Source organism: Ornithinimicrobium murale (genome assembly GCF_003352835.1).
Lineage (GTDB): Bacteria > Actinomycetota > Actinomycetes > Actinomycetales > Dermatophilaceae > Ornithinicoccus > Ornithinicoccus muralis.
Window position 1 is genome coordinate 192,709 of sequence record NZ_QLVD01000001.1, and the last position, 13,501, is coordinate 206,209.

11 protein-coding genes are annotated in these 13,501 nt (G+C 69.3%); 4 read left to right on the plus strand and 7 right to left on the minus strand.

The features are described 5' to 3' along the window. Positions 1–8 precede the first annotated feature (8 nt). The 6 genes from DPQ65_RS00830 to DPQ65_RS00855 form a co-directional block, all read right to left on the minus strand. Positions 9–1,331 carry an ABC transporter permease gene (locus DPQ65_RS00830; RefSeq protein WP_202862953.1) on the minus strand — a complete coding sequence of 441 codons (1,323 nt, stop codon included), beginning with the start codon at positions 1,329–1,331 and terminating at the stop codon, positions 9–11. Continuing rightward, positions 1,328–2,674 carry an ABC transporter permease gene (locus DPQ65_RS00835; protein ID WP_114905483.1) on the minus strand — a complete coding sequence of 449 codons (1,347 nt, stop codon included), beginning with the start codon at positions 2,672–2,674 and terminating at the stop codon, positions 1,328–1,330. The genes DPQ65_RS00830 and DPQ65_RS00835 overlap by 4 nt, the downstream gene beginning before the upstream one ends. After that, on the minus strand, positions 2,671–4,266 hold the full coding sequence (locus tag DPQ65_RS00840; RefSeq protein ID WP_114905484.1) for an ABC transporter ATP-binding protein: 1,596 nt from the start codon (positions 4,264–4,266) through the stop codon (positions 2,671–2,673). Before DPQ65_RS00840 ends, DPQ65_RS00835 begins: the two co-directional genes overlap by 4 nt. Before the next feature lie 105 nt (positions 4,267–4,371). Then, a complete protein-coding gene (locus DPQ65_RS00845; protein WP_238146599.1) occupies positions 4,372–5,517 on the minus strand; it encodes a BMP family lipoprotein in 1,146 nt (381 codons plus the stop codon). A gap of 125 nt (positions 5,518–5,642) precedes the next feature. Then, positions 5,643–6,884, minus strand: a complete 1,242-nt coding sequence (locus DPQ65_RS00850; RefSeq protein WP_337589668.1) for an amidohydrolase — start codon at positions 6,882–6,884, stop codon at positions 5,643–5,645. A 66-nt stretch (positions 6,885–6,950) separates the two neighbouring features. Next, positions 6,951–8,033 carry a quinone-dependent dihydroorotate dehydrogenase gene (locus tag DPQ65_RS00855; protein ID WP_202862954.1) on the minus strand — a complete coding sequence of 361 codons (1,083 nt, stop codon included), beginning with the start codon at positions 8,031–8,033 and terminating at the stop codon, positions 6,951–6,953. A 44-nt stretch (positions 8,034–8,077) separates the two neighbouring features. Between DPQ65_RS00855 and DPQ65_RS00860 the strand changes: the two genes are divergently transcribed. After that, positions 8,078–9,148: a mannose-1-phosphate guanylyltransferase gene (locus DPQ65_RS00860; RefSeq protein WP_114905485.1), complete on the plus strand. Its 1,071-nt coding sequence runs from the start codon at positions 8,078–8,080 to the stop codon at positions 9,146–9,148. 125 nt (positions 9,149–9,273) lie between these two features. After that, a complete protein-coding gene (locus DPQ65_RS00865; RefSeq protein WP_202862958.1) occupies positions 9,274–10,428 on the plus strand; it encodes a glycosyltransferase family 4 protein in 1,155 nt (384 codons plus the stop codon). Here DPQ65_RS00865 and DPQ65_RS00870 read toward each other — a convergent pair. Continuing rightward, positions 10,404–10,967 carry a 2'-5' RNA ligase family protein gene (locus tag DPQ65_RS00870; protein ID WP_202862955.1) on the minus strand — a complete coding sequence of 188 codons (564 nt, stop codon included), beginning with the start codon at positions 10,965–10,967 and terminating at the stop codon, positions 10,404–10,406. The genes DPQ65_RS00865 and DPQ65_RS00870 overlap by 25 nt on opposite strands. A gap of 41 nt (positions 10,968–11,008) precedes the next feature. On the opposite strand from DPQ65_RS00870, the gene DPQ65_RS00875 reads away from it, so the two are divergent. Both DPQ65_RS00875 and DPQ65_RS00880 read left to right on the plus strand, forming a co-directional pair. Further along, complete coding sequence (locus tag DPQ65_RS00875) at positions 11,009–12,538, plus strand: S10 family peptidase (protein ID WP_114905488.1); 1,530 nt, start codon at positions 11,009–11,011, stop codon at positions 12,536–12,538. Positions 12,539–12,650: 112 nt separating this feature from the next. Further along, positions 12,651–13,355 (plus strand): maleylpyruvate isomerase family mycothiol-dependent enzyme, encoded by a 705-nt coding sequence (locus tag DPQ65_RS00880; protein ID WP_162801942.1) that lies wholly within the window; start codon positions 12,651–12,653, stop codon positions 13,353–13,355. The last annotated feature ends 146 nt before the right edge of the window (positions 13,356–13,501 follow it).

The following is a 13,501-nucleotide window of genomic DNA, read 5'->3' on the forward strand; positions in this document are numbered from 1 at the left end:
GTGCCACCTCACTTGGAGTAGGGGACGCCATTGGAGGCAGGCGGGCGCACCCGACCGACCAGCCCGGCGACCGCAAAGATCGTAATGACATAGGGCAGCATCGCCAGAATCTGGGAGGGCATCGGCGAACCGATGGTCCCCAGGACGTTGCCAAGGTTCTTGGAGAAGCCGAACAGCAGGGCGGCCACCAGGGCACCGGTCGGGTTCCATTTGCCCAGGATCATCGCCGCGAGCGCGATGAACCCGTTGCCGGCGGACATTTCGCGTCCGAAGGCCAAGCCGCTGCCGACGGTGAAGAACGCCCCACCCAGGCCCGCGATGGCTCCGCCGAGGATGGTGTTCCAGACTCGACGCTTGTTGACCTGGATACCGACGGTGTCCGCGGCCTTGGGGTGCTCACCGACGGCGCGCGTGCGCAACCCCCACCGGCTCCGGAACAGCATGATCTGCAGGATGATCACGGCGGCGTACATCAGATAGACCAGGATGCTCTGCCGGAAGAGCACCGGACCGATGATCGGGATCTGGCTCAACAGCGGGATCTCGATGACCCCGAGGGGCTGACGCGCGTTCCAGGTCTCCCGGTTGTCGGCCAGCAGGGTGGAGAAGAAGAAGCTGGTCAGTCCCAGGATCAGGGTGTTGAGCACCACCCCGATGATGATCTGGTTGACCTGGTACTTGACGGCGAACCAAGCCAGCAGGGCACCGACCATGGCACCTGCGATCGGCGCCGCCACCAGCCCCAGATAGGGCTGCGTGGCCAGCGAGGCGACCACCGCCGCGGCAAAGGCACCGAAGAGCAGTTGCCCCTCAATCGCGATATTGATGACGCCCGAGCGCTCACAGACCACGCCCGACATCGCGCCGAAGATCAGCGGGACCGACAGTGCCAGCGCTCCGGCCAGCAACGAGGTCACCGGGATCACGGAGGTCTTGCCCGCGCCTGCCCAGGTCAGGAAGGCCGCGACGAAGGCCAGACCCACCGCGATGTGCAGCCAGACCGGGATCGTCCTGCGAGCGGCGGTCAGCACGTACGCGTAACCGGTGGCACCGGTGATCAGGACCGTGAGCACGATGATCGTCAGCAGCGACGGGACGCTGAAGTTCGGGATCGTGAACCACTGGTCGCCATAACGCGACTGGAACTCGGTCGTCTGGCTCCAGACCCCCTCCCGACGGAGCAGCGTGCCGACGAGCCCGAGCAGCGCGAAGACGACCAGGACGGCGTAGATGACCGGGATCCGGTAGGAGATCTTCCCCAGGACGGCCCCGTCGGCGGGCACATCCCCGGTAGGCGTTCCGGCTGTCACGGGCACGACTGGCGTGGTCATGCTGCGGCCTCCTTCGTTGCAGCCCGACCGCGCTTGGGCGGCGCATCAGGATCAGGGAGTCGGAAGATCGCCCGCACCAGCGGCGGGGCAGCGATCAGCAGGACAATGACGGACTGCACGACAAAGACGATGTCGATGGGTGTCGAGGTCACCGACTGCATCAAGGTGCCTCCGGACTGGAAGGCACCGAACAACAGCCCCGCCAGGAAGGTGCCGAGCGGTCGGGAGCGGCCCAGGAGGGCCACCGTGATGGCGTCAAACCCGTAGGTGGCGGCGACGCCGGCCGTCAGGGACCCCCCGGTGACCAGCACCTGCGAGGTGGCGGCCAGCCCAGCGAGGCCGCCGGCGATGACCATGGTGAGGACGGTGACCCGGCCCACGGACATGCCAGCGGTTCGTGCGGCGTGCGGGTTGGCGCCGGCCGCCCGCACCTCAAAGCCGATCGTCGAGCGCTCCAGCAGCCACCAGACGAAGATCGTCGCGAGGATCGCCACGACGAAGCCCCAGTGCAGGCGGAAGGTGTTGCCCGGGACCAGGAAATCTGGGATCAGCGGTGGGTAGCCGGCATGGGGGCCGATCTGGGGGCTGCGCAGCCCGGTGCCGCTGGCGTTGAACTTGCCGAGCGTGAGCACATAGGCGATGAGGTTGACCGCGATCCAGTTGAGCATGATCGTGACGATCACCTCGTTGGCGCCGGTGCGGGCCTTGAGGATGCCGGGGATGAAACCCCAGAGCGCCCCACCGAGCGCCCCACCGAGGATGCAGAGCAGCAGGTGCAGCACCGCGGGCAGGTCGTAGGCGAACCCCAGGTAGGCGGCGACGATGCCACCGACGATGATCTGGCCCTGGGCACCAATGTTGAACAGGCCGGCACGGAAGCCGACGGCGATGCCGAGACCGGCCAGGATCAGCGGAGTGGCAAACGTCATGGACTCGGTGATCGGTCGGATCTTGCGGTTGAACGTGTCCGCCTCGTAGTCGAAGATCGCCCCGCGGAAGAGCGCCTTGTACGCGTCGCTCACCGCCTCCCAGGAAGCGGCAAAGAAGTCGGCCGGACGGGCGAAGATGTAGCTCACCGTCTTGGCGACGTCTTCGTCGGCAAAGGCGATCAACACGCCACCGAGCAGCAGCGCGATGACGACCGCCAGAAGGGAGATCACCACATCGCCACCGACCACCTGGCGCAGGATCGCGGAGCCAGAGCGAGGGTCGTATGCCGTGTCGTCGGCTCCTGTGGACCCGGCCGGGCCGCCCTCGTCCTGGCTGGTGTCCGCCTGGGTCGGCTCCTCGTGGCCGGAGTCGTCCGAGGTTGGTCGGCTGCCCGGGCTGTTCGGCTCGCTCACGTGAGGTCCCTTCCTGTGGCCGCTGCGTCGGCACTGGCGAGCACTGACTGGGTGCCGGCTGCCTGCTCCACGGCGTCCTCCAGGGGAACGCCTGCCATCATGAGGCCGAGCACGTCACGATTGATGCCCGCGGGCCCGGACTCGGCGGCGTCGATGATTCCCACGATCCGTCCGCGATACATCACCGCCACCCGATCCGCCAGGGCGAGCACCTCGTCCAGCTCGGTCGAGATGATCATCACGGGTGTGCCCCGGTCGCGCTCGGCGACGATCCGCTCGTGGACGAACTCGATCGATCCCACGTCCAGCCCACGTGTGGGCTGAGAGGCGACCAGCAACCGCAGCGGCCGGGACATCTCGCGTGCCAGGACGACCTTCTGCGCGTTGCCCCCGGACAGGGTGGAGACCGGGTCGTGGATGTCGGTGAGCCGCACATCGAACTCTTTCGTGCGGTGTTCCGCGTTCCGCGCGATCTTGCCGAGGTTGAGCGAGACTCCCCGGGAGAACTCGTCGGTGCCGTAGAGGTCCAGGACGAGGTTCTCGGCGATCGAGAAGCTGGCCACCACACCATCGGTGGAGCGGTCCTCGGGCACGAAGCCGAGCCCGGTGCGCAGGCGCTGCCGCACGCTCTGGCCCAGCAGCTCCTCCCCGTCGAGGGTGATCGTGCCTGCTGCGGCCTCGTCGATGCCGAGGATGACCTCGGCCAACTCGGTCTGGCCGTTGCCCTGCACACCGGCAATCGCCAGGATCTCACCACCGCGCACCTCGAAGCCGACGCGGTCCACCACGGCCGTCGTCCCGCTGAGGACGGTGAGGTCGGAGACCACCAACCCGTTGTCGCGGGGCTGTGCCGGGTTCTTCTCCACGGCGAGGTTCACGGAGCGACCAACCATCAGTGAGGCCAACTCGGTCTCGGTCGACTGCGGGCTGGCTTCCCCCACGACCTTCCCGCGGCGGATGACGGTGATGCGGTCCGCGATCGCCCGGACCTCACGGAGCTTGTGGGTGATGAAGACGATCGAGGTGCCAGCCGCCTTGAGCTCACCCATGATCTTGATCAGCTCATCGGTCTCCTGCGGGGTGAGGACCGCCGTGGGCTCATCGAGGATCAGGATCTGAGCGTCTCGGGAGAGCGCCTTGATGATCTCGACCCGCTGCTGCACCCCGACCGGCAGCTCCTCGATGAGCGCATCCGGATCGACGTCAAAGCCGAATCGCTCAGAGATCTCCCGCACCTTGCGCCGCGCAGACGCGAGGTCGAGCATCCCCCCCGTCCCCACAGGTTCATATCCCAGCGCCACCGACTCGGCGACCGTGAAGACAGGGACGAGCATGAAGTGCTGGTGCACCATGCCGATACCAGCCAGCACAGCGTCGCCGGGGCCGGGAAAGGTGACCGGTGTGTCATCCAGCAGGATCTGGCCGCCGTCTGGGTCATAGAGGCCGTAGAGCACGTTCATCAACGTGCTCTTCCCGGCGCCGTTCTCACCGAGCAGGGCATGGATCTCGCCGGGTTCGACGACGAGGTCGATGTGGTCGTTGGCCACCAACGGCCCGAAGACCTTGGTGATCCCGCGCAGTTCGAGCTTCATCGCTCCTCGGCTCCTCCCTCGTGGTTCCGGGACAGCGTAGCGGCCCAGCCAGGGGTGGCTGGGCCGCTACATCGGAGAGTTTGAGTCCCTCCTCGGTTCAGTGGCTCACGGTGCGTTCGGGGACTCGACGACGAGCTCCCCGGAGATGATCTGCTCCTCGTACTCAGCCAGCTTGTCCTTCAGCTCCTGCGGGACGGCGTCCTCGAAGTCGTAGAAGGGCGCCAGGCTGACACCTTCATTCTCCAGGGTGCCGACGTACGGCTCGTTGGAGAACTCACCGTTCACCGTCTCGGTGATAGCGCCCTCGACAGCCGGGCCCATGTGCTTCAGGACCGAGGTCAGGATGAGGTCGCCGTACTCGGTGGTCTCGTAGCCGTCGGAGTCGACCCAGATCAACTTGGTGTCGGTCCCCTCGGCGACCGAGGCGGTGCCCAGCCCGACCGGGCCCGCCACCGGCATGATGATGTCTGCACCCTGGGAGATGAACTGCTCACCGAGCGAGGCACCCTGGGACTGGTCGTCGAAGCTGTTCGCGAAGGAGCCGTTCTGGGCCTCCTTGTCCCAGCCGAGGAGCTCGACGGCGGCGCCGTTGTCCTCGTTGTAGGCGTCGACGCCGTCGGAGAAGCCGTCCATGAAGATCTGGACCGACGGGATCGGCAGGCCACCGTACGTGGCGACCTTGTCGGTCTCGGTCATGCCCGCGGCGAGGTAGCCGGCCAGGAAGGCTGCCTCGGAGGTGTTGAACAGGATCGGCTTGCCGTTGTCGATCTCGATCGGGGCGAAGTCCGCGTCCTGGAAACCGGAGTCGACCAGCCCGAAGTTGGTGTCCGGGTTGGCGTTGGCCGCGTCCTCGATGGCCTGCTCGAGCAGGAAGCCCGCGCCGATGACGAAGTCACAGCCCTGCTGGACCATCGCGTCGATGTTCGGAGCGAACTCCGCATCAGAGTTGGACTCGGCATCGGCGATCTCGATGCCCAGGGACTCCTCTGCACCCGTCAGACCGGAGTGGGCGGCCTGGTTGAACGACTGGTCGTCGAAGCCACCGGCGTCGGAGATCATGCACGCCTTGAAGTCGGAGTTGTCACCCCCGGCAGCCGTCTCCTCGCTTTCGTCGTCGCCGGTCTGCTCGCCCTCATCGGCGGCGTTGTCGGTGTCGGAGGTGGTTTCGGTTTCTTCGTCCGGGGCATCGCCACACGCAGCGAGGACCATGACGGCAGCCGCACTCACAGCGGCGATCTTGAAGACCCTCACGGGGCACTCCTTTGATAAGGGGACGTAGATCACGGGAATGCTAACCCGCGGGAGGCGCGCCGCAGGGCCGCAAACTCCTCAGATGAGCAGATGGTGTCGAATTCGTGACCTTTGGGGGTCACCCCTCAAACGAGGCCGTCGGCACCCACGGAGCTGAGAACCGCGGCGGCCAGGAACTTGGCACCGATGAGCACGGCCTCCTCGTCGACGACGAGGTCACCCTGGTGCAACTCGTGGGTCGCCCCGCCGGGCGTGCGGGTGCCCAGCCGGGCCATGGCACCGGGCACGTCGGTGAGCAACCACCCCAGGTCCTCCCCGCCCAGGGACTGCCGGGTGGGCACGATGGCCGCGGGACCGAGCACGGCACCGGCGGCCGCGGTCATCGCCGAGATGGCGGCGGGGTCGTTGTCCACCGGGGGGACGCCCTTGACGTGCCGCACCTCCGCGCTCACGCCGTAGGGGCTGACCACGGCGTGCACGATCTCCTCGATGAGCGGGCCGGTCGTGGCCCACGTCTCGGAGTCCAGCATCCGCAGCGTGCCGACACACTCCCCACGGGAGGGGATCACGTTGGCGACACTGCCGGCCCGGACGGCGCCCCAGACCAGAACGGTCCCCGAGCGGGGATCGAGCCGGCGAGACAGCGCGGCGGGCACGTCGGTCATCACCTTGCCCAGGGCGAACGTGAGGTCCTGGGTCAGGTGTGGGCGAGAGGTGTGACCGCCGCGACCGGCCAGCGTGACGTGGACGGAGTCCGAGGCCGCCGTGATGGGACCGACCTTGAGCCCGATGGTGCCGACATCGATCGAGGGGTCGCAGTGCACGGCGAGGACGCGGTGCACGCCCTCCAGCCAGCCGCCCTCAACCACCTTGTGCGCCCCACCGGGGATCGACTCCTCGGCGGGCTGGAAGATGAGCCGGACGCCGACGCCGCGGGACTCGAGCTGCTCCTGCAGCGAGGCGAGTGCCAGCCCGGCGCCGAGGACCCCCACGGTGTGCACGTCGTGTCCGCACGCGTGACAGACCCCCTGCTGCCGGGAGGCGAAGGGCAGGCCGGTCTCCTCCTCGACCGGGAGCGCGTCGAGGTCGGCTCGCAGGGCGATCCTGACGCGTGGGTCGGCAGCCCCGAGGTCCGCGATGGCACCGCTGCCGGCCATCGCCTGCACCGAGATGCCGGCCGCCTCCAGGTGCTCCATGACCGTGGAGGTGGTGCGATGCTCCTGCCACGACACCTCCGGGTGGGCGTGCAGGTCGCGGCGCAGGGTCAGCAGATCCTCACGTCGTGCCTCCACGGCAGCCGCTGCGGCCTCGATCAGGTCGTCAGTGGCGGGAACGGGAGCGGCGGATGGGGTCTGGTGCAGCGTCACGCGGGTCAGGTCCTGGGGTCGGGGTGGGCGGATGTCCGTTGGCCAGGTTACCTGGCGCCGTTCCGGTTAGAGCGCGGCGACCTCACGAATCAGGCCCGGACCGGCATAGATCAGGCCGCTGTAGAGCTGGACCAGGTCGGCCCCCGCGTCCAGCAGCGCGGCCGCGTCATCGGCCGTCATCACACCCCCGACACCGATCAGCGGCAGGTCGGTCAGGGCCCGCACCCTGGTGACGACCTCGCGGGCACGGCGAGTGAGCGGCGCACCGGACAGGCCGCCGGCTTCCCGCTCGGCGAGGGCTCGATCGGTTGGTGCGACGTGGTGCCGTCCGATCGTGGTGTTCGTGGCGATCAGGCCTGAGGCCCCGGCAGTGACGGCGACCTCGAGGGCCTGGTCCAGCGCAGCGTCGGTCAGGTCTGGGGCGAGCTTGACCAGCACCGGGACGGGACGCCCTTCTCCCGCCAGGGCACGGGTCTGTGCCACGACGGCCCCGATCAGCTCGGCGAGCGGTCCGGCATCCTGCAGACCGCGCAGGCCCGGGGTGTTCGGGGAGGACACGTTGACGGCCAGGTAGTCGGCCAGCCCGTCCAGCGCCCGCACCGAGGTCAGATAGTCCTCGACCGCCTCGTCCAACGGCGTCGCCTTCGTCTTTCCGATCGACACCCCGACGGGTATGCCGACAGTCCCCTCCGCGCGGGCGCGCCGCAGCCGCTCGGCGAGGGCGTGCACGCCGGCGTTGTTGAAGCCCATCCGGTTGATGACCCCCCGGCTGGCCGGGAGCCGGAACAGCCGCGGTCGGTCGTTGCCCGGCTGCGGGTGAGCCGTGACCGTGCCAAGCTCCACGTGCCCGAAGCCGAGCGGCCCCCAGGCCCGCACCCCCCGGCCGTCCTTGTCCATGCCCGCGGCCAGACCCACCCGGTTGGGGAAGGTCAGCCCCAGCAGGGACACGGGCACTGAGGGCGCTCGCAGGACCCGGGACACCGCGGACAGCAGCCGTGGTCTGGCGCTGAGTGCCTCGACCAGGTCCACGGTGCGGTGGTGTGCCGCCTCGGCGTCCCCGGCGCCGAGGCGAAACAGGACCGGCCTGACCACCCGCCCGTAGCCGAGGTGCAACGCGCGGTTCCGCAGGTCGGTGTCGGGCTGGCTCACGTCCGTCACCCTATGCTGGCGACGTGAGCGAGGCGGACGCAAGCATGGACCATTTCTGGGGAGTGATCCCCGCCGGAGGAGCCGGGACCAGACTCTGGCCCCTGTCCCGCCGCACCTCCCCCAAGTTTCTGCACGACCTGACGGGGAGCGGCCGGTCCCTGCTCCAGGAGACCGTGGCCCGGCTCGAGCCCCTGACCGGCAACCGCGTCATGGTGGTCACCGGCGTGCGGCACGCCGAGGCCGTGCGCGAACAGCTGCCGGATCTTCCCACCGACCAGGTGCTCGTGGAGCCGGCTCCGCGGGACTCGATGCCCGCCATCGGGCTCGCTGCCGCAGTCCTCGAGCGGCGTGACCCCGACGCGGTCCTCGGTTCGTTTGCGGCCGACCATGTCATCGGCGACAACCAGGCTTTCCAGGACTGTGTGCGCGAGGCAGTGCGTGCCGCGGACTCCGGGGCCCTGGTCACCCTCGGCATCACGCCGACCTATCCGGCCACCGGGTTCGGCTACATCAAGGTGGGCGACCCCTGGCCCGGTGCCCGCCAGGCACGGCAGGCCGCCGAGTTCGTGGAGAAGCCCGACCGGGAGACCGCCGAGTCCTATGTGGACTCCGGCGACTATCTCTGGAACGCCGGGATGTTCGTGGTGCGTGCCTCGACCCTGCTCGACCTGTTGGCCCGGTGGCACCCCGCGCTCGCCGAGTCGCTGCGCCAGCTGGCGACCGAGCCGGCCACCCTGGAACAGGTCTGGCCCTCGCTGACGAAGGTCGCGATCGACCACGCCGTGGCCGAGCCCGCTGCCGACGCGGGTCGGGTCGCGGTGGTGCCGGCCGGCTTCCCGTGGGACGACGTCGGCGACTTCGCCTCGCTGATGTCGCTGCTGGAGACAGAGCACGACGGCATGCGCGTCCTGGGTCCGGCCCACCAGGTCGTCTCCCGGGACAGCACGGGCCTGGTCGCACCGCACGCCGGACGCACGGTGGTCACCCTGGGTGTCGAGGACATCGTGGTGGTGGACACCCCCGACGCGCTCCTGGTCACCACCCGGGCACGGGTGCAGGACGTCAAGGGCATCGTGGAGACCCTGCAGCAGTCCGGCCGTGAGGACCTCACATGACCCACCCGGCCCGGCACCGGCGACGCCTCCGGGACGCCCTCGGTCACCCGCTGGTCACCTCACGCTCACTGGACACCTCCCCGGAGGTCGCCGTTCCACCACCTGAGGGCGACACCCTGGGTCATGTGCGCGTCGCTATCGTGACCGAGTCCTTCCTCCCCGCCCTCAACGGCGTCACCACCAGCGTCTGCAAGGTGCTGGAGTGCCTGCGTGACGGCGGCCACGAGGCCCTGGTCGTCGCCCCTGGCACGACCCCGTGGGCCGAGACGGCCGCCCCGGAACGCTATGCCGGTTATCCCGTCCACACCGTCAGCAGTCTGCCGATCCGCCAGTTCCGGGTGGGGCTGCCCTCCTATGAGCTGGAGACAGTGCTGCACCGGTTCCGGCCCGACGTCGTGCACGTCGCCTCGCCGTTCGTGCTGGGCGTGCGGGGACTGACCGCGGCCCGCGGGCTGGGCATCCCGTCGGTCGCGATCTATCAGACCGACATGCCGAGCTATATCCGTCAGCACTCCGGCCCCGTGGGTGACCTGACGGCACGTGCCGCGTGGCGCTGGATCCGGCGCATCCACTCCCAGGCGGACATCACGCTGGCGCCGTCCAACGCCGCCCTCCAGGACCTCGCCGCGCACGACGTCCCGCGGGTGGCGCTGTGGGGGCGCGGGGTCGACTCCACCCTCTTCCACCCCGACCGCCGGAACGACCCGCAGACGGCCGATCTGCGCCGCCGGCTGGCTCCCAACGGCGAGATCCTCATCGGCTATGTCGGCCGGCTGGCGCCGGAGAAGGAGCTGCACCGGCTCACCGAGCTGAACGGGCTCCCGAACACCCGGATCGTGCTGGTCGGCGACGGCCCCAGCGCCGAGATCCTGCGCGAACAGCTGCCCGGGGTCGTCCTGTTGGGCCGCCAGGAGGCCGTCGACCTCGCTCGCAGCTACGCCGCGTTCGACCTGTTCGTGCACACCGGCACGCGGGAGACGTTCGGCCAGACCCTGCAGGAGGCCGCGGCCGCCGGCCTGCCGGTCGTCGCCCCCGCCAGGGGCGGTCCGGTCGACCTCATCGACCAGGGCAGGACCGGGCTGCTGTTCGACCCCGACCGACCTGGGGCGCTGCGCGAGGCGGTTGCCAGGCTCTGCAGCGGCGACCTGGCCGATGACCGCGAGTCGATGGGCTCGGCTGGCCGGGTCCGGGTGGAGGAGCGTTCCTGGCCAGCGCTGACCGAGCAGTTGATCGGCTACTACGCCCGTGCCATCGGTCAGCACTCCCCGGCGGTGGCCTGAGCGTCCCTGCCCTGCAACGGATAGGTCACCAGTGGCCGCCACACCTCATCGCCGTGGTGGACATAGGCCACGAACTCGTCCGCGACGAACTCGGCCGTGAAGTCGGCCAGCTCAGCGAAGGCCCGATCGAGCACCTCGGGCGGCTCGTCGTGCACCACCGTCACGTGCGGGTGGTAGGGGAACTCGAGGGTGCGGCACACGGGTCCTGCACGCACGGCACGCTCAAGCTGCTCGCACGACGAGACACCCTGCGCCACCTGGATGTAGACGACGTCGGACACCGGTCGGAAGGTCCCTGTCCCGCGCAGGACCACGTCGAAGGACGGACTCGCCCGGCTGACGACCCCCAGGTGCTCCAGCAGGTCCTCCAGCCGGTCTGTGGTCGTCTCCGTCGGCGGCAGCAGGGTCACGTGGGTCGGGATGTGGGCCGCGCGATCCTCCCCGTAGCCGAGCCGCGCTTCCCGGACCAGACTCCCCCACGGTTCGGGCACCGGGAGGGCGACACCCACCGTGACCGGTCCATGGGGCTGGAGACTCACGGACACAGACCATACTCCCGACCCTGCCTTAAGGTCGTGGCATGGCCCCCACGGATGACACCGCTGACCCCACCACGACCGACGCCGACGCCACCGGCGGGAAGGCAGGTGGCCCGAAGGTCACCACCGAGCCCGCTGAGCCGAAGGATGACCTGGTCACCACCACACACAGTCTGACCATCGGCCGCGAGACCCTCACCTATACGGCGACCACCGGCCGCGTCGTGCTGCGGGAGGAGGTCTACGAGGACGATGTCTTCACCGGCACCAAGCCCAAGGCCGAGGTCTTCCTCACCTCCTACGTCGCCGACCGCGCCCCGGATGCGCCAGAGCGTCCGGTCACCTTCGCCTTCAACGGTGGCCCCGGCTCCTCGTCGGTGTGGCTGCACCTCGGTCTGCTGGGGCCGCGCAGGGTCCAGATGGGTGATGTCGGTGAACTGCTGCCACCGCCCTATGGCCTGATCGACAACCCCGAGAGCCTCCTGGCCGTCTCGGACCTGGTCTTCATCGACCCGGTCTCCACCGGGTTCTCCCGGGCCGCCGAGGGTGAGAAGCCCAACGGCTACCACGGGTTCACCGGCGACATCGAGTCCGTGGGCGAGATCATCCGCCTGTGGACCTCACGCAACGAGCGGTGGCTCTCCCCCAAGTTCCTCGCCGGTGAGTCCTACGGCACACTGCGCGCTGCGGCCCTGGCCGATCACCTGCAGACCCGCTACGGGATGTACCTCAACGGGATCATGCTGATCTCCTCGGTGCTGGACTTCGGGTCGATCGGTCTGCACGAGCCCGACGCCCGTGCCTTCGCCGGCTTCCTGCCGACCTACGCCGCCGTCGCGCACTACCACGGCAAGCACGGACGCAAGTCCCTGTCGACAGTGGTCCGGGCCGCCGAGGAGTACGCCGCCCAGGACTACGCCTATGCACTCAGCCGGGGCGTGCGTCTCGTCGGCCCCGAACGTGCCCGCCACGTCGCCCGGGTGTCCGAGCTGACCGGCCTCTCCGAGGAGTGGGTGGACCGCGCCGACCTGCGAGTCGAGCACGTCCGGTTCTTCACCGAGCTGTTGCGCTCCGAGCGCAAGGTCGTCGGGCGGCTCGACTCGCGCTTCACCGGACCGGCGGCCTCGGGCAACGCGGAGATGATGGACGCGGACCCGAGTCACGATGCGATCTCCGGTCCCTACGCAGCGGCGTGGAACCAGCACGTGCGCGCCGACCTCGGGTATCACTCTGACCTGCACTACGAGCAGATCTCGCGCCGGGTGCATCCGTGGTCCTACTCCGACTTCGAGGGCAAGCCCGTCGACGTCACCCCCCGGCTCGCCCGGGCGATGCGCGCCAACCCACACCTTCAGCTCCACGTGGCCTACGGCTGGTTCGACGGCGCCACGCCATTCTTCGCCGCGCGTGAGGTGTTGGCCCAGCTGGACATCCCGCCTGCGTTGCACGACAACATCGAGCACCGCTACTACGAGGCCGGACACATGATGTATGTGCACGAACCGTCCCGGGTCCAACAGTCCCAGGACCTCGCCGACTTCGTCCTCCGGAGCGTGGGTCGCGCCCGCTAGTGGTCCACCGCCCGACAGGCACCTTGCCCCTGTTGCGGGTCGGCTCCCGGCGCGGCACCATCGACAGCAGGACCGGCTACCGTCCGGCCGGGCCGCGGCTGAGGGAGGAACCATGTCAGAGGGACACCCGTCCGTGGGTCGAACGATCGACCTGCTCGCCGAGGCCGACCAGGCGCTGGCCGGCACGCTGGCCAGGATGACCCAGGAGGACCTGTCCGGGGCCAGCCTGTGTGAGGGGTGGACCCGCGCGCACGTGCTGGCCCATCTGGCGCGCAATGCCGATGCCCTGCAGCACCTCGTGCTGTGGGCTGCCAGCGGCCAGGAGACGCCGGCCTACTCCTCCCGCGAGCAACGTGATCAGGACATCGAGGACGGCGCGACCCAACCGATCGCCCGGCTGCGAGCCGACGTGCTCTCCGCAGCCGATGCCTTCCGCGCCAGGGTCCAGTCGTTGCGGGGACGCACCGACCTGCACCCGGTGCGGCTGGGCGCCGCCACGTTACCCGGCGACCAGGTGCCCTGGGCCCGGCTGCGCGAGGTCACCTTCCATCACGTCGATCTCGATCGCGAGTTCACTTTCGCCGACGTGCCGCCGGAGGTGGTGCGCGCCGGTCTCGTCGAAGCTGCCGAGCGTCTCTCGCGGGCCGGTGCGCCGCCCCTGACCCTGATGGGAACCGACGGACGACACTGGCACGTCGCCGGCGGGGGCACCGAGGTGCACGGCCGGCCCGCCGACCTGCTGCGGTGGGTGAGTCGAGGAATCGACAACGGCCTCACCAGCCGCCATTCGCTCCCGACCCTTCCCGCCTGGGGCTGACCCACCACTCCCACCGAGCGCACCGACTCGCGAGATCCACCCCCACCGAGCGCACCGACACGCGAGATCCACCCCCACCGAGCGCACCGACACGCGAGATCCACCCCCACCGAGCGCACCGACACGCGAGATCCACCCCCACCGAG